The sequence below is a fragment of the Micromonospora sp. C81 genome (assembly GCF_018070425.1).
GTDB lineage: Bacteria > Actinomycetota > Actinomycetes > Mycobacteriales > Micromonosporaceae > Micromonospora > Micromonospora zamorensis.
Genome location: NZ_JAGPXS010000009.1, coordinates 206,607 through 223,500, shown reverse-complemented (window position 1 = coordinate 223,500; position 16,894 = coordinate 206,607). Strand labels below are relative to the sequence as shown.

Sequence of the window (16,894 nt, the reverse complement as noted above, 5' to 3'; positions counted from 1 at the left end):
CCGTCGGAGCAGGCCTGTGACGACTCGCCGTACCACCGCCGGTGCCGACCAGACCCCGGCCGCGACTGCCACGACCCGCCGCGCCACCAGGAGCCGCCGTACGGCGGCTGCCGCGCCGGCCGACCCGAAGGAGCCGCGACCAGCCGGCCAGGCCTTTGTCCTGGACACGTCCGTGCTGCTCTCCGATCCGGCGGCGTTCCACCGGTTCGCGGAGCACGAGGTGGTGCTGCCCCTGGTGGTCATCACCGAGCTGGAGGGCAAGCGGCACCATCCGGAGCTGGGCTGGTTCGCCCGGCAGTCGCTGCGGATGCTCGACGAGCTGCGGGTTCGACATGGTCGACTCGACCGGCCGGTGCCGGCCAACGACGTCGGCGGCACCCTGCGGGTGGAGCTCAACCACACCGACGACGGGGTGTTGCCGCCCGGTTTCCGCACCGAGAGCAACGACGCCCGGATCCTCTCCGTCGCGCTCAACCTCGCCGGCGAGGGCCGGGAGGTGACCCTGGTCAGCAAGGACATGCCGCTGCGGGTCAAGGCGGCCTCGGTGGGCCTGCGCGCCGACGAGTACCGCCACGGTCAGGCCAGCGACCCGACCTGGACCGGCATGTCCGAGATGGATCTGACCGATGAGCAGATCGGTTCGCTGTACGCGGGCGAGACGCTCGACCTCGACGAGGCGGCCGGGTTGCCCTGCCACACCGGCCTGGTGCTGCACTCGGGGCGTGGTTCGGCGCTCGGTCGGGTGCTGCCGGACAAGTCGGTCCGATTGGTCCGGGGCGACCGCGAGGCCTTCGGGTTGCACGGCCGCTCGGCCGAGCAGCGCATCGCCCTCGACCTGCTGCTCGACGAGTCGATCGGCATCGTGTCGATGGGCGGTCGGGCGGGCACCGGCAAGTCGGCGTTGGCGCTCTGCGCCGGGCTGGAGGCGGTGATGGAGCGCCGCCGGCACAAGAAGGTGATCGTGTTCCGCCCGCTGTACGCCGTCGGCGGCCAGGAGTTGGGCTACCTGCCGGGCTCCGAGTCGGAGAAGATGTCGCCGTGGGCCCAGGCGGTCTTCGACACGCTCGGCGCGGTGGTCCACGAGAACGTGCTGGAGGAGGTCACCTCGCGGGGCATCCTCGAGGTGCTGCCGCTGACCCACATCCGCGGGCGCAGCCTGCACGATGCCTACGTGATCGTGGACGAGGCCCAGTCACTGGAGCGCGGGGTGCTGTTGACCGTGCTGTCCCGGATCGGGCAGGGCTCCCGGGTGGTGCTCACCCATGACGTGGCCCAGCGGGACAATCTGCGGGTCGGCCGGCACGACGGGGTGACGGCCGTCATCGAAGCGCTCAAGGGCCATCCGCTCTTCGCGCACGTGACGCTCAGCCGTTCGGAGCGGTCGCCGATCGCCGCGATGGTGACGGATCTTCTGGAGGACATCCCGATCTGATGTCGTTATGTAGGGGTTTGTCCGCATTCTAGGTGTGGCACAGATCACAAACAGGTCGGTTGGTTTCCCATCAGCCTCACTGTGCGCAATCGTGTCCCACGAGCGTCCACGCACCATGAGCATCGTTGATGATCGTTCGTCCTGGGATGGGCGGCATCGGCGGCGGTCGGTGCGTCGGCGCGACCGGCAACCGGTCGGGGCGCTCGTGGCACGGCTGACGGCCCACCTGTGGCCGGCCGCGCCGCGTCCTTGCCCCCGACGAAGGGACCACTTCGTGAGTCGGCTGTGGAGCCGGTTGGGTGCCCGAACGGCCGCCGTGGCGCTGCTCTCCGTGGGCGTAGCTGGCGGCTTCTATCTGGGCGAAGACCGTGAAACCCAGCAACAGGGCCTGACCGAGCAGGTCAGCGTCGAGGTCGACCGGGCCGATTTCGCGTACCAGCGCGAGCGGCAGTCGGCCCACCAGGTGAAGTTCGCCCAGCAGCGGGCCGCCGAATACCAGGCCAAGCTGCGTGCGGCGCAGGCCGCCAAGGAAGCCGCCGAGCGGGCCCGCAAGGCCGAGGCCGCCGCGGCGTCCCGTAAGCGCGAGCGCGAGGCCGCCGCCAACGCGCCCGCCAAGCCGTACACCGGGCCGATCCCCGCGTCCTGCGAGGAGTACAGCGGCAACCGCAAGACCGGCTGCGCCATGACGATCGACGCCGGCTTCGGCATCTCCGAGTTCCCTTGCCTGGAGAAGCTCTGGACCAAGGAGAGCGGCTGGAACCACAAGGCCCGCAACTCCTCGACCGGCGCGTACGGCATCCCTCAGGCATACCCGGGCAACAAGATGAGCTCCGTCGCGTCCGACTGGCAGACCAACCCGGCCACCCAGATCAAGTGGGGGCTGGGCTACATCAAGGGCAGGTACAAGACGCCCTGCGGTGCCTGGACCTACTTCCAGAACAACCACACCTACTGACGGTTCAACGGCGGGACAGGTGGGCGACCACCTGCCCCGCCGTCGCGCGTACGCCGGGCTGCTCGGACGGGACGCGAGTGGCGGTAGGCCGATTTTGCTGATAGCAGTTGTACGGTGACTCTGCACCCGTCAAGCGGCGACCCCTTCCGGTTCGGCACCGAGGCGTTCTACGCCGCGCTCGGCCGAGCCTTCGTCGCCATGTGTGCGGTGGTCCCGTTCCTCTTCCTCATCGAGGCCGTCGACCAGGGTCTCGCGTTCGGTCTGGACGCCACCGCCGGCATCATCCCGCAACGCATCGACGGGCTGGACGGGGTCTTTTTCTCCCCATTCCTGCACCACGGCTTCGACCACCTCTACAGCAACAGCATCCCGCTGATCCTGCTGGGCACGTTCGTCCTGGCCGCCGGAGCCCGCCGGTTCCTCTGGTCGACCCTGGTCATCATCCTGGTCAGCGGCCTCGGCGTCTGGTTCACCGGCTCACCCAACTCGGTGGTGGTCGGCGCCAGCGGCGTCATCTTCGGCTACCTGGGCATCCTGCTCACCCGGGGCATCGTCGAGCGCAGCTGGTGGAACTTCGCCGTCTTCCTCCTGGTCGGCCTGCTCTACGGCTGGCAACTGGTCGGCATCCTCCCCACCGACGAGCGCATCTCCTGGCAGGGTCACCTGTTCGGGCTGCTCGGCGGGGTGGTCGCGGCGATCCTGTTCCGCCGGCGGCGGCCGGCCGTGGACGGGCCGGACTACTCGGGTGACACACTCCGCCTGCCCTGACCGATTCCCCGGCGCGCCTCTGGGACGTGCTTGCCGGACCGTCATCGCCCGCCTACGGTCGAGATCAGCAAGCGTTGATCCGTGAGCGGAAAGCGACGGTACGCCATGCGTGAGGTCGATGTCGCCGTGATCGGGGCCGGCCCGGCCGGTCTCTTCGCCGCGTACTACGCGGGGTTCCGGGGGTTGTCGGTGGCGGTGATCGACGCGCTGCCGGAACCGGGCGGCCAGGTAACCGCGATGTACCCGGAAAAGTTGATCCTCGACGTGGCCGGCTTTCCCGCCGTCAAGGGTCGCGACCTGGTGGCCAATCTGGTCGCCCAGGCAGCCCCGTTCAATCCGCAGTACCTGCTCGGCACGCGCGCCGAGAAACTCTCGTACACCGATGGGCGTCCGGTGCTCGGCCTGGCCGGCGGCGAGCAGCTCGGCTGCGGCGCGGTCGTGGTCACCGGCGGGCTCGGCAGCTTCAGTCCTCGGCCGCTGCCGTGCGCCGACGGCGCCCCCGGCTCGGGGATCGTCTACTTCGTCACCGAGCCCGCCGAGTTGGCCGGCCGGGACGTGCTGATCGTCGGTGGCGGCGACTCCGCCTTCGACTGGGCGCTGGCGCTACAGCCGTTGGCCCGTTCGGTGACCCTGGTGCACCGACGGGAGAAGTTCCGAGCGCATGCCTCGACGGTGGCCCGGGTGCTGTCGCTGCCGGTGCGGGTGGTGGTCAACGCCGAGGTCAGCCGACTGATCGGCGACGGCACGGTGACCGGCGCCGAGGTGACCGTACGCGGTGGTGCGGCCGAGACGCTGCCGGTGGACGTCGTGGTGGCAGCCCTCGGCTTCACCGCCGATCTGGGGCCCCTCGCCGAATGGGGGCTGCAGCTCGACCGCCGGCACATCCTGGTGGACAGCGCGATGGCGACGAACCTGCCGAGGGTCTTCGCGGCGGGTGACATCACCGAATACCCGGGCAAGGTCCGGCTGATCGCGACCGGCTTCGGCGAGGCCGCCACGGCGGTCAACAATGCGGCCGTGGCCATCGACCCGGGCGCGCACCTCTTCCCGGGGCACTCCTCCGACGCCGGCTGACCCTTGGTATCGAGGACAGACCGGCTCGTGTCCGGATCGAGACGGCGCCTGGCGCTTCGCGGTCAGCGCCTGGCGGGTGGCGCCAGCGCGGCGATCAGCACGGCCACCATGGTCAGCGCGGCCCCGAGCAGGGTGTTCAGGCCGGGGTGCGAGGCGGCTGTGGGCGAGACCAGGTCCAGCAGGACCGCCCCCACGATCTGGCCGGCGATGGTGGCCAGACCGAGCAGCAGGACCCCGGTGAAGCGCACGATGGCCGCCGCGATGGCGATGAACACGATGCCGATCGGCCCGCCCAGGTAGAGCCACGGCTCGGTGGGGAGGTGACCGGTCGGCCAGCCGCGCACCGCGAGGTCGATCGCGAACGCCACGAGCAGGGTGACCGTGCCGACGAAGAAGTTGACCAGCGTGGCGGTCAACGCGCTGTCGGCCGCCGCCCGGACCCGGCCGTTCACCGCCTGCTGCCAGGCGGTGCCCACCCCGGCGACCAGGGGCAGCAGGGCCAGCGCCAACATGCCCGGGTCCTTGAGTCGGTCACCGACCGCGAGGCCGACCGCCAGCACGGTGAGCACCGCACCGGCGAGCCGTTGTCGGGTGACCGGCTGCCGGCCCGTCGGTCCGATCCCCGCCCGGTCCACGGCGAGGCTGCTGCCGCTCTGGCCGGCCACCACCGCCACGGTGAAGACGGCCACGCCCAGCGAGCCGATGGTCAGGCCCTGGGAGGCCACCAGGAACGCCCCGCACATGCCGCCGAGGCACTGCCACGGCCGCAGCGCGCCCCTCGCGAGCGCGCCCCGCAACGCGACCAGGCCACGCCGTCCACCGGGGGTGAGCGGCACCAGCACCAGGAGCACCACCAGGCCGCCGCCGAAGGAGACCACAGCGGCCGCGAAGCCGTCGGCCAGGCGTTCCCCCAGCTCGCCGTTGATGCGGGACTGCACCGCCACCGCGACCCCGGAGATCGATGCCAGCGCGACACCGGTGATCCGGCGGGCGGCGGACAGGACCGGTGGGGTCGCTGTGTCGGTGATGGTCACTCCTGTTCGGCCAGCGGACGACCGTCGAAGTCGATCGCGGAGTAGAGCGCCAACTTCTCCAACCGGTGGTACGAGTCGATCACCCGGATGGTGCCGCTCTTCGAGCGCATCACGATCGACTGCGTGTACGCGCCGCCGGCCCGGTAGCGCACCCCGCGCAGCAGATCCCCGGAGGTGACCCCGGTCGCCACGAAGAAGCAGTTGTCGCCAGTTACCAGATCATCGGTGCTCAGCACCCGGTCCAGGTCGTGCCCGGCGGCGATCGCCTTCTCCCGCTCCTGCTCGTCGCGCGGCCAGAGCTTGGCCTGCATCGCACCGCCCATGCACTTCAACGCGCAGGCGGAGATGATGCCCTCCGGGGTGCCGCCGATGCCCATCAGCACGTCGACATCCGACTCGCCCCGGGCAGCCGCGATGGAGCCCGCGATGTCACCGTCGGAGATGAACCGGATGCCCGCCCCGGTCCGGCGGATCTGCGCGACCAGGTCGTCGTGGCGGCTCCGGTCCAGCACGCAGACGGTCACCTCGGAGACGTCGGTGCCCTTGACCTTGGCGATCCGGCGCAGGTTCTCCGCCACACCGGCGTTGATGTCGATCACGTCGGCGTACACCGGACCGACGGCGAGCTTCTCCATGTAGAACACGGCGCTGGGGTCGAACATCGCGCCGCGCTCGGAGACGGCCAGCACCGCCACGGCGTTCGGCATGCCCTTGCTCATCAGCGTGGTGCCGTCGACCGGGTCGACGGCGACGTCCACCTCCGGGCCGGTGCCGTCGCCGACGTGTTCGCCGTTGAAGAGCATCGGGGCGTTGTCCTTCTCGCCCTCGCCGATCACCACCACGCCGCGCATCTGGATCGAGTTGATCAGCTTGCGCATCGCGTCGACAGCGGCTCCGTCGCCGCCCTCCTTGTCACCCCGGCCCACCCAACGGCCGGCGGCCATCGCCGCGGCCTCGGTGACCCGGACCAGGTCGAGGGCAAGGTTTCGGTCGAGATCCTGTGGGATCCGCGTCCTGGTGTTCGTCATGACGGCTACTCCTCCTCGCGACGGTGCGGGGACGACCGACGTCGGGGAGGCCCCCACTGCCGGCTTTGTCGCTGATCCTCACACGATGGCCGACCCGGGGTCGGCGCGGGGCGGTGATGGCCCGGATACCGCCGGTCGGGCGGCTGCGAAGATGGTGGGGTGGAACCCGCACAGCCAGCCGACCGCGTCCCCGCCGACCGCACGCCGCCCGACGGTCAGCCGCCGGTCGACGTCCCCACCGGCCCCGGTGGTGAACCCGCCGCGACCGATCCGACGCCACCGCCTCCGCTGAAGTCCGGCAAGTCCGAACGCTCGCCGAAGGACATGGCGATCTCGTTGCTGGTGCTGCTCGTCCCGATCGCCCTCCTGCTGGCGTTCTACCGGGGATTTCTCGGCGGCGACGAGCCCACCACCGTCGATCCGGCACCCGCGATCGAGCAGGCCCGGTCGGCGAACGTGTTTCCGGTCAGCCAACCGGAGGGCCTCGGCTCCGACTGGTCGACGGTCAGCGCCCGCTACCAGACCGTCGAGGGCGGCGCGAACCTGCGGCTCGGCTACCTCACGCCGGAGGGGCGGGGCGTCCAACTCCTGCAGAGCAACGTGCCGGCGGAGCGGTTGCTCCCCGCGGAGCTGACCAGTCAGGGTCAGCCCCAGGGCCCCACCGAGCTGGGCGGGCGCACCTGGCAGCTCTACACGGCCCGGGGAAACCAGCAGGCGCTGGTGCTGCTGGAACCGACCCGGACGGTGATCGTGATCGGCGATGCCCGGGACAACGAACTGCGCGAACTGGCCGGCTCGCTGCGCTGAGCGGACTCGGTCGATCGACGGCCCTGGTGGTGGCCGGAAAGGGCAACCGGACAGAAGGGTGATTGTCCGACCCGACAACAGGGAACAGAGAGGGAGTGATCCGGGCGCGCTGCTCGGCCCGGGTCGCGCGGCGCAGCCGACGGTGCTGCTGCGTCGCCCGGTTTCCGGCGCCGTCCAGGTCGTCGGGTGACCCTCTTGGGAGACACGCATGACTGTTCGACGACTCGGCGCCGGCCTGGTAGCCGCCGCTCTGTTCACGCCCGCCCTCGCTGCCTGCGGCGACGGGACGACCGGCACCGCCGGATCGACCGCGTCCCCGACGGCGAGCTCCTCCGTCGCGCCGAGCGCGGCCAGCGGTACGCCCGTGCCGGGCGATGCCAAACAGGCACTGCTCGACTCCACCAAGGAGATCAGCAACGGCAACTTCCGGTTCGCCCTCACCGCCGTCGGCTCGACGGTGGAGGGGCAGGTGCACCAGCCGAGCCAGAGCGCGGCCATGAAGATCGCCATCGGTGGGCCCTCGTCCGACCTGGCGATGAAGCTCGACGTGATCCACTACAAGCCGGACAGCTGGGTCAAGCTGGAGCTGACCGGCCCCACCGCCAACAGCCTGCCAGCCATCAAGCAGCTCAACCTCGGTAAGTACCAGCACCTGGACCAGGCCCGGATCAAGGGCAACCGCAACCTCGGCTTCGACTTCGACAAGGTCGACCCGGCCGGCAGCGCGGTGCTGACCCAGGGCATCACCGAGGTACGCAGCACCGGCACCGGCGCGTACGCCGGCACCATCGACGTCACCAAGGCCGCCGAGGCGGGCTCGCTGAACGCCGCCACGATCGCCGCGCTGGGCACCCAGGCGAAGACGGTCCCGTTCACCGCGAAGGTGGACCCGCAGGGCCGGCTCAGCGAGCTGGTGTTGCAGTTGCCGGCCGCCGGGCAGACCGCCGCCCAGGAGATCAAGATGACGTACTCCGACTACGGCACCGCCACCGCCGCGCAGAAGCCGCCGGCGGACCAGGTCGTCGAGGCGCCGGCCGAGCTGTACAGCCTGTTCAACTGACGTACGTGGGTGGGGGCGGCTCCGGCCGCCCCGCCCGCGGTCAGGAAGCGGGCTCCTGCCGGGCAGCGTCGATCCGTGCCCGCGCCCCATCCAGCCACCGTTGGCAGATCACCGCCAGCGCCTCGCCGCGCTCCCAGAGCGCCAGCGACTCCTCCAGGGACGTGCCGCCGGCTTCCAGCCGCTCGACCACCGAGGCCAACTCGGCGCGGGCCTGCTCGTAACTGAGCCGCTCGTCCGGCCCGGCCTTCGTGTCGTCGCTCATCGAACCCATCCCACCACATCGGCGGCAGACCGACCGGCAGCGGGTCCGCCTGCCCGCGGGCCCGCCGCGGATACGTGAATTTTCCATCCGGCGCGGCCCGCCGTCGTATTTCGTGTTGCGACACGCCCGGGGACGTACTAGATGTCGCCGGCCGGCTCCGGGCACCGAGCGACCGACGTCATCCTCGGGTGGTTCCTCCAGCTCATGCTGGCTTCGCCGACGATGGTCCGGGAGTGGCGAGCGCCCCGTGGTGTCGATCGACATGCCGCAGGGCCAGCATGGGACGGCCCGCTCAAACGACGGAAAAGCATCGATGAGCGACTATCTGATATCCCTTGCTGGAGATGTCGGAAGTTAACATACCGCCAGAGTGTGACATTGACCGGTTGATCAGCCCTCTGTGACGGTGGCCTTCCGCATACGGCTTGTGCCTGCGGGGTGACGTTCCGAACCGACACCAGGTCGGTCGCGGCACCAACACGGGGGAGTGCCAGCAATGCCACTGAGATCTGCCCGATTTATCCTGCTCACTTTTGCTCTGTTGGGGCTGATGCTGTACGGGGCGCCGGTACTGCCGTCGCACCCCGGCGCCCCCGCCGCGCGAGCGGCCACCACGGTTACCCTCACCGCTTCGTTGCTCCGATCCACCGGCGCGGAACTGCGCTGGAACCGACCCGACACCGGGGCGGGATACGAGGTGCACCGGTCCACCACCGCCGGCTTCACGCCCTCGTCATCGACCCTGCTCGCCCGGCTGGGCGACCCGTCGGCCACGCGCTGGGCGGACACCACGGGCGCGCCGGAGCGGACCTTCCACTACCGGGTACGGACCACCGGAACCTCGCCCGTCACCTCCAACGAGCTGACCGCCTCGTTGCCGGCAAAGGGCACGGCACGACTCACCGTGCCAGCCGGACTGGGCATGGGCGGCGCCACTCAGGTCCACCGGGACACCACCTCCCCGCAGGGCTGTGACGACTTCTTCAACAACGGTGCGGCCACCACGATGCGGGTGGGCACCGCCGCCGACGGGCACGCATACCGGTCGCTGGTCCGCTTCGACCTGCGCGACATCCCGGCCGGCGCCACCGTCACCGCCGCCACGCTGTCGCTGTCGTACCAGGGCAGCGGCTACGCCGGGCAGGTGGGCGTACGCCGGATCAACCGGGAGTGGCGCGAAGGCGGCGCGACCGGGGCCTGCGACGGTTCCGGGGCCAACTGGAACGAGGCGCAGGCCGGCGTGCGCTGGAGCACCGGCGGCGGCGACATCGAGGCCGCGGCCGCGACCCTTCCCGCCCGCAGCCGCAGCACCGCCGGCAGCGAGGCCGTGGACGTGGCCGCGCTGGTCCGGCAATGGGTCTCCGGTGCCGCGCCGAACCACGGCGTGGCGCTGGCCGCGCCGACCGAGACGCCTGGCGCGACGGACTCCTATGTGAGCTACCTGTCCGACGACGCCGGGGCCCAGGCGCCGGCCCTGACCGTGACCTTCAGCGACACCACCGCACCGCGTGGACCGCAGGTGTTCGTCACGGACCCGAAGCCGGGCGCCCGGGTGGAGAGCGGATCGGTCATCCTGCGCGCCACCGTCGGCGACGAGACCGAGGTGGCCAGGGTTCGCTTCTACGAGGACGTTCAGCTGCTGGGTGAGGACACCAGCCCGCCCTTCACCCTGAAGACGACCTTCGCGGACGGCCCGCACCAGGTGACCGCCGAGGCCGTGGACGCCACCGGCAACGCCACCCGCTCGCCGCTCGTCGGGTTCACCGTGCTGGCTCCGATCAACTCCCAGATGCGGTGGTACGGCATCAGCGACGGTGCGGTGATCTCAGGTGCCAGGGAGATCAAGGTCTTCGGGCAGCCCGCCCTGAACGACGGCCCGGGCATCAACGGGTTCGACCTGCTGGTCGATGGCGTTCCGGTGGCCACAACCGGGGCCAGCTGCGGCACATGGGACCTGGAGAGTTTCACCCGGGGATGCGCGGTGACCTGGGACACGACCAATCCGCTGGCGTCCTGGGAGGACGGCCCACACCAGCTTCAGCACCGGGAGTTCGATGACGCCGGGCGGGTGTCCGCCGCCTCGGCCCCGATTACCGTGACACTGAAGAACGACACGAACAGCCAGTTCAACACCGATGTCACGGTGGCCCAGCCCTACTCCGCGGACGCGGACCTGCCGGCGTTGATGCGGGAGAACCCGGCGGCGTCCGCGCCGGTGCAGGACCCGTACACCGGCACCGTCGACGGCAACGGCATCGGTGGTGGCAGCCTCGGCGTCTCCGTGGCGCAGGCCCCGACGCAGATGGCACCCGCGACCGGCGGGACCTGCCCGGCCGAGGCGTTCTGCACGCAGGTGAACGTGGCGAACAAGTCCACCGCCACCTGGAGCGCCGCCAACACCGAGCTCTGGTACCGCTGGGTGGCGAAGAACGGCGCGGTGCTGTTGCAGGGCAAGGCCGACGGCACATTCCCGACCATCGCCCCAGCCGGCAGCGCGCCGGTGGCGGTGAGCGTGCAGCCGCCGAAGCTACCCCCGGGTCTGCGGATGGGCCAGTACGAGTTGCGTTTCGACCTCTACAACACGGCGGCGAAGACCTGGCATTCGGCCAAGGGCGACCAGCCGCTGGTGCGCGAAGTGACGGTCACCAAGAACGACCTGCTGGGCCTGGAACGGTTCTGGCAGTACGACGCCGAGGACCTCGGCGCCGGCATGACCTCGCTGACGAACGTGGCCAGCGGCAACATGCTGGTCCGTTACTCGCCGTTCTTCGCCCCCGGGCGGGGCCTGTCCAGCATGGTCGACCTGACCTACAACACGCTGGAGGACCAGTCCCGCAGCCCGGCCGGGAACAACTTCTCGCTGTCGATGAGTGGCCTGGTCCGCATCGGCAGCCAACTCGACCTGCACCCGCGACCGAAGCCGCGGGAGGTCGACTTCATCGACGGCGACGGCACGCGGCACCACTTCGCCGGCACCGACGACGGCGCCGGCGGCACCCGCTGGCAGGAGCCGCCGGGGGTGAACCTCTACCTGCGTGAGGCGCCGACGAACGCGGCGGACCGACGCTGGGCGTTGACCCGGCCGGACAAGGTGACCTACTGGTTCGACGCGGACGGCTACCCCACCGCGGTCACCGACCGCAACGGCAACACCCTCACCTTCACTCTTGAGGACACCCCGCCGGGTGAGGATCCGGGCGGCCCGAAGAAGCGCATCACCAAGGTCACCGACCCGGGTGGGCGGGCCTTCACCATCGACTACTGGTCGAAGGACGAGATCAAGAAGGCACGCGTCCGGGGCAACGTCCAGCGGATCACCGACCACTCCGGCTCGGCGCTGGACTTCGACTACTACGACGACGGCAACCTGCTCCGACTGACCCAGTTGGGCGGCACCACCCCCGCCGGGGCGATCCTGCCGGACCGGTCGTTCGTGTTCACCTACACCGTCTCCAACGGCACCGGACCGGCCATTCCCCTGGCCGACGATCGGATCAACCCGGAGTCGAAGATCGGTAACCAGTCCAGCCGGCTCTACAGCGTCCGCGACCCCCGAGGCGCCGAGACCACCTACGCGTACTACGGCCCCAGTGAGGGCGCGAAGCTGCGCTGGAAACTGAAGTCCCGCACCAACCGGGCCACCAAGACCACCTCGTACACCTACGACGTGGACAACGCGGTCACCACCATCATCGCCCCGGGGTCCCGCACCACGAAATACACCTATGACCCCACGGGCAAGGTGACCCGGATCGTCAACCCCCTCAACCAGGCCACCGCGGTCGAATGGTCGGCGGACTACAAGGTCAGCAAGGTCACCGAGCCGACCGGCAAGTTCACCACCTACGAGTACAACCCCAACGGGTACCCGACCGCCCAGACCGACCAGCTGGGCAAACGCAACGAGCTGACGTATCTCAACCAGGCCGTGGACGCGGCGGACACCGGCAAGCACCTCTCGCTGCTCGACACCGTCACCTCACCCAAGGGCGTCGCCACCACCACGGTCGCCGGTGACTACCAGACCCGGCACACGTACGACGCCGCCGGGAACATCGACAAGATCACCGATCCGACCGGAGCGGTGACCGACTACGACTACAACCAGGCCGGCAGCGCCGCCCCCGGCACCGTCGCCGCGATCCGCGACGCCAACGGCAACGGTCCCACCACCTACCCGTCCTACGACCCGTCCGGCCAACCCACCGAGATGCGTGACCCGCTGGGCAACACCACCCGGTTCGGCTACGACGTCGATGGCCTGCTGCGCTGGGTCCAGGACCCGAACCACGCCGGGGACAGCGGCTCCGACGAGCGGGCGTACAAGGCGTTCTTCGACTACGACGCGTTCCACCGGATGGGCCGGCAGAGCGCACCCAAGTCCACCGCCACCGACCGCGGCCAGCTGATCTGGTCCAGCGTCGAGTTCGACGCCAACGACAACACGACGCGGCGCATCGACCCGCACTTCGGCACCGCCACCGAGTTGGGCACCGCCGGCCCTGACTCGGTCGCCGTGTACGACGCGATGGACCGGCCGACCACTGTGTCGAACTCCGACACCAGCGTCGACCCGGCGCGGGAACGCACCACGTTCGCCTACGACGACGCCGGCCGGATGATCCGGACGACGTCCCCCAAGGGCGTGCTGAGCACCGCGGTGGCCGACGACTACACCACGCTCTACAGCTACGACGCGCTGGACCGGCAGACCCGGGAGGCCCGGTACGGCACGGGCACGACCGACGTCCGCTACACCCACCTCTGCTACGACCTGGCGGGCGACCTGCGCTCGGTGACCTCGCCGCGGGCGAACCGTGCCACGGTCACCTGCCCGGGTACCGGGCCGTTGACCGGGGTGGGTTTCACCGAGAGCTACGACTACGACGCGGCGCACCGGCAGACCGACAGCCACGACCCGCTGGGCAATACCACCACCACGAAGTACGACGCCAACGGCAACGTCGAGGAGCAGCAGCAGGGCATCGCCACCGGCCGGGTCCGCCGGACCACCACCGAATACACCCAACGCGATCAGCCATTCCTGGTCAAAGAGCTGATCGACGCCGCGACCAGTCGCTGGGCGACCACCCGGATCGAGTACGACAAGAACGGCAACCAGTCGCAGGTGATCTCGCCTCGCGGCATGGATGCCGGCGGTGCGAGCGGCCCGTGGACCCAGTACGTGACCTCGTTCAGCTATGACGCCCGCAACCTGAAGACCCGCGTGGCGCTGCCGTTCGACGCCAAGGACGGCACCGAGCGGCAGTACCAGCACCAGTCGTACGACGCCAACGGCAACTTGTCCTGGAGCAGCCTGCCGGTCACCCAGTCCGACCCGGCGTCGGTGACCGACAACGCCCGCACCCGGATGACCTACTTCGACCCGGGTTGGATTCGTACCTCGAAGGATCCGCGGAATCCCACGGTCCACTTCGACTACACCCCGCAGGGCTGGCAGCTCGAGCGGCAGGTCGAGCTGAAGGGTTCGCCCGGGCAGCTCGACGACGACCGCCGGATGACGTGGGAGTACTTCAACGACGGGCAGCAGCGACGGCGCGTCGACCGCAAGGCGCAGGCGAGCACCTACACCTACGACGCGCAGAACAACCTCGTCGCGGCGCTGGATGCCGCCGGCCTCGCCGACCCGGGGGAGAAGGCGGTCCGGACGCAGTCGACGTACGACGCCTTCGACGAGATCACCAAGGTCCGGCACCGCAAGGAGGGCCAGACCAACTGGCGATTCGCCACCTACAAGTACGACCTGGCCGGCAACATCGCCGAGCGGGCCGAGAACGGCGAGGAGACGGACGCCGGCGGCGAGACCAAGGCGCCACGCACGTACAAGCTCACCTACGCCGAGAACGACTGGCTCGCCACACAGCTCGACCTGGGCACGGATAGTGCCTGCAAGGGTGACCAGCGCATCGTCAACACGTTCTGGGGCGACGGGCTGGAGAAGAAGCGGGAGTTCTTCCGCGGCGGCGACGGCTGCACGGCGGACTCGACGGCCTGGTCCAAGAAGCAGACCACGGACTGGACGTTCTTCGACAACGGCAAGCTGCGCACCCTGAAGACGACCAGCTCGACCGGCACGGTGACCGAGTCGCACGACGTCGCCTACTACGACGGCGCCAACCGCTACGTCGACGGACACCGCACCAGCGACCGGTTCGTCCTCAAGCGGGCCGAGGGCGACGGCGCGACCACCTGCGTCGGCCCTGCCACCTGCCTGGCCACCTACGAGTACGACGCCCGCGGGCGGCTGGTCAAGCACCAGAAGCGCGAGGGCAAGGTCGCCACGTACACCTTCGACCAGCCGGCGAACCTCCTCGGCAACACGGCGGTCCGGGCCGGCAACGTGACCACCGAGGTGGCCGACACCGGCACGACCACCACCAAGAAGTACGACGCCGACCAGCTCAAGGAGGTCTCGACCGGCGGGGCCACCGGCAAGTACTGGTACGACCAGGACGGCAACACCGACTGCCTGACCCTGGCGGCCGGCAGCCAGGCCGACTGCTCGCGCAGCGACGGGCAGGGCGGCTCCGCGAACCTGATCACCGACTACGCCTACGACTACCTCAACCGCATCGCGGGTGTCCGTCAGTACAGCGGTGGCGGCACGGCAACCGACCGTACCGACTACACCTACGACGCCCTGGACCGCACCAGCAAGGAGGTCGAGGACCACGCCGGCACCGGCAAGGACCGCACCACCGACTTCACCTACCAGGGCCTGAGCACCCAGGTGACGGAGGAGAAGCAGGCCGGGGGCAGCGACCCGCGGACCAAGACCTTCTCCTACGACGCGTACGGCCGCCGGATGTCGATGACCGACCGCAGCAACGTCAGCGGCTCGGAGGACTGGTACAGCTACGGCAAGGACGCCAAGGGTTCGGTGTCCCAACTCATCGACGACGCCGGCAAGGTGAAGGCCTCCTACGGCTACGACGCGTACGGGGGCTCGGACGCGCCGGAGAGTGACCCGGAGGCGCTGAGCAGCGGCGACACCAACGACCAGTCGCCGGTCAACCCGTACCAGTACACCGGCAAGCGCAAGGACTCGGGCACCAAGTCGTCGGCCAGCACGCCGTCGGCCCTGCCCGGCGGGTCGGCCAGCTATGACATGGGCGCCCGGCGGTTCGGCCCGGACGTGGGCCGGTTCCTCCAGGAGGACATGTTCAGCAACTCGCTGTCCGACCTGGGCCTGGCGCTGGACCCGCTGACCCAGAACCGGTACGCGCTGGCCGGTGGCAACCCGATCAGCTTCATGGAGTACGACGGGCACGTCCCGCTGCTCGACGATCTCGGCGACGCCATCAAGGAGATCGGCGGCAAGATCGCCGGCTCGGAGGCGGTCGACAAGGCCGGGGACGCGCTGAAGGCGGCCGACCAGATCGGCGGTGACCTCCAGGACGGCTCCGCCACCAACATCGGCGGCGACAAGAAGGACAAGGAGGAGGCCGGCAACCGGCTCGCCAACAGCAAGTTCGGCGAGATCACCGGGATCAGCGACGCGAAGCGTTGCGACAACGGGTCAGGTAGCGCCTGTTTCTGGGCCGCCCTCAGCGTGGTGCCTGGGGGAAGGGGTGGGAAGGCCGCCAAGGCGCTCGGCGCGGAAGAGTCGGCGCAAAAGGGAGCGAAGGCCCTCCCGACGCCGGACGAGAACTCCGTATTCAGGGCGCTTCGTCCCAATGAGGATTGGACGAAGGGGCTCTTCTCCAAGGGAAACAACGAGAACGTGGCTCCGTGGCAGCACGTGTTGGCCTCCCCCAACGACTCTCCTTGGATCTCCACCTCGCGCAACCCGGATATCGCGTTCAACAAGTATGGGGCCGATAGCATCGGCGTGGCGAAGATCGATTTGAGGAAGGTCCCCGGACAAGTCGTGGATGCTGCCAGCAAGCTCGACATGCCGAACGGCATGCGTGAAATGGGGGTTGACCCTTCAAAGAATGCCCTTGAGGATGCCGAGGTGCTGATCAAGCGTCATGTTCCCGCCGGGGCGATCACTGACTTCTGGCCCTTGAGGTGACCCGAGGAGTGATAGAGATGGACATTGAGGAAACATCTCGGCAGCTGAAGTTCGAGTGGAGTCCTGACGGTGGTTTCCTTCACGACCTCAGGAGCGGTGGCTTCGACCAGGCGAAGGCCGACCGTTTCCTGAAGGTGCTCGCCTCGCTGGACCCGACCGATCCAGCCGTCATGGACCGTCGGATCATCGGCCCGATCTTCCTGATCCCCTATTACATGCTGTCTCACATACAGAATTCGGAGAGTCTGGGTGTTGACACCCGGAAGCAACGGAACGTCATGTACCGGGCGGTGGAATTGATTACCGCGGTCATCGGCGGATATCCAGCTGTCGGAGACGCTGTCGTCCCATGAGAGTGAGGATGACCCCGACCGTGGTGACGTAACGGTATTGGTGGCAGCAGGCGCCGTCAGCCCGTGTCCTGGCACAAGGCTGA

At 69.4% G+C, this 16,894-nt stretch carries 11 protein-coding genes; 8 read left to right on the top strand and 3 right to left on the bottom strand.

Annotated elements, in window-relative coordinates; all coding sequences use genetic code 11:
* Window positions 1–16 precede the first annotated feature (16 nt).
* The 4 genes from KBX46_RS17525 to KBX46_RS17510 all read left to right on the top strand — a co-directional run bounded on the left by KBX46_RS17525 (window position 17) and on the right by KBX46_RS17510 (window position 4,229).
* Window positions 17–1,432 (top strand): PhoH family protein, encoded by a 1,416-nt coding sequence (locus KBX46_RS17525; protein WP_088946211.1) that lies wholly within the window; start codon window positions 17–19, stop codon window positions 1,430–1,432.
* A gap of 274 nt (window positions 1,433–1,706) precedes the next feature.
* Window positions 1,707–2,387: a lytic transglycosylase domain-containing protein gene (locus KBX46_RS17520; RefSeq protein ID WP_088946212.1), complete on the top strand. Its 681-nt coding sequence runs from the start codon at window positions 1,707–1,709 to the stop codon at window positions 2,385–2,387.
* A 114-nt stretch (window positions 2,388–2,501) separates the two neighbouring features.
* Window positions 2,502–3,155 carry a rhomboid family intramembrane serine protease gene (locus tag KBX46_RS17515; protein WP_099850536.1) on the top strand — a complete coding sequence of 218 codons (654 nt, stop codon included), beginning with the start codon at window positions 2,502–2,504 and terminating at the stop codon, window positions 3,153–3,155.
* Between the two features lie 105 nt (window positions 3,156–3,260).
* Entirely contained in the window at window positions 3,261–4,229 is a 969-nt protein-coding gene (locus tag KBX46_RS17510) for an NAD(P)/FAD-dependent oxidoreductase (RefSeq protein ID WP_210793290.1), read from the top strand.
* Between the two features lie 62 nt (window positions 4,230–4,291).
* Here KBX46_RS17510 and KBX46_RS17505 read toward each other — a convergent pair whose 3' ends face one another.
* Together KBX46_RS17505 and glpX are read right to left on the bottom strand one after the other, a co-directional pair.
* A complete protein-coding gene (locus tag KBX46_RS17505) occupies window positions 4,292–5,257 on the bottom strand; it encodes a DMT family transporter (protein WP_370453069.1) in 966 nt (321 codons plus the stop codon).
* Between the two features lie 2 nt (window positions 5,258–5,259).
* A complete protein-coding gene (gene glpX, locus KBX46_RS17500) occupies window positions 5,260–6,291 on the bottom strand; it encodes a class II fructose-bisphosphatase (RefSeq protein WP_088946216.1) in 1,032 nt (343 codons plus the stop codon).
* A gap of 159 nt (window positions 6,292–6,450) precedes the next feature.
* Between glpX and KBX46_RS17495 the strand changes: the two genes are divergently transcribed.
* Together KBX46_RS17495 and KBX46_RS17490 are read left to right on the top strand one after the other, a co-directional pair.
* Window positions 6,451–7,098 carry a DUF4245 domain-containing protein gene (locus KBX46_RS17495; RefSeq protein WP_210793255.1) on the top strand — a complete coding sequence of 216 codons (648 nt, stop codon included), beginning with the start codon at window positions 6,451–6,453 and terminating at the stop codon, window positions 7,096–7,098.
* Window positions 7,099–7,306: 208 nt separating this feature from the next.
* On the top strand, window positions 7,307–8,158 hold the full coding sequence (locus tag KBX46_RS17490) for a hypothetical protein (protein WP_099850542.1): 852 nt from the start codon (window positions 7,307–7,309) through the stop codon (window positions 8,156–8,158).
* Between the two features lie 40 nt (window positions 8,159–8,198).
* On the opposite strand, the gene KBX46_RS17485 is transcribed toward KBX46_RS17490, so the two are convergent.
* Window positions 8,199–8,420, bottom strand: coding sequence for an exodeoxyribonuclease VII small subunit (locus KBX46_RS17485; protein WP_141907898.1), 222 nt, complete (start codon window positions 8,418–8,420; stop codon window positions 8,199–8,201).
* Between the two features lie 634 nt (window positions 8,421–9,054).
* On the opposite strand from KBX46_RS17485, the gene KBX46_RS17480 reads away from it, so the two are divergent.
* On the top strand, window positions 9,055–16,458 hold the full coding sequence (locus tag KBX46_RS17480) for a DNRLRE domain-containing protein (RefSeq protein ID WP_210793254.1): 7,404 nt from the start codon (window positions 9,055–9,057) through the stop codon (window positions 16,456–16,458).
* Between the two features lie 17 nt (window positions 16,459–16,475).
* Window positions 16,476–16,811, top strand: coding sequence for a hypothetical protein (locus tag KBX46_RS17475; protein WP_210793253.1), 336 nt, complete (start codon window positions 16,476–16,478; stop codon window positions 16,809–16,811).
* Window positions 16,812–16,894: the final 83 nt, after the last annotated feature.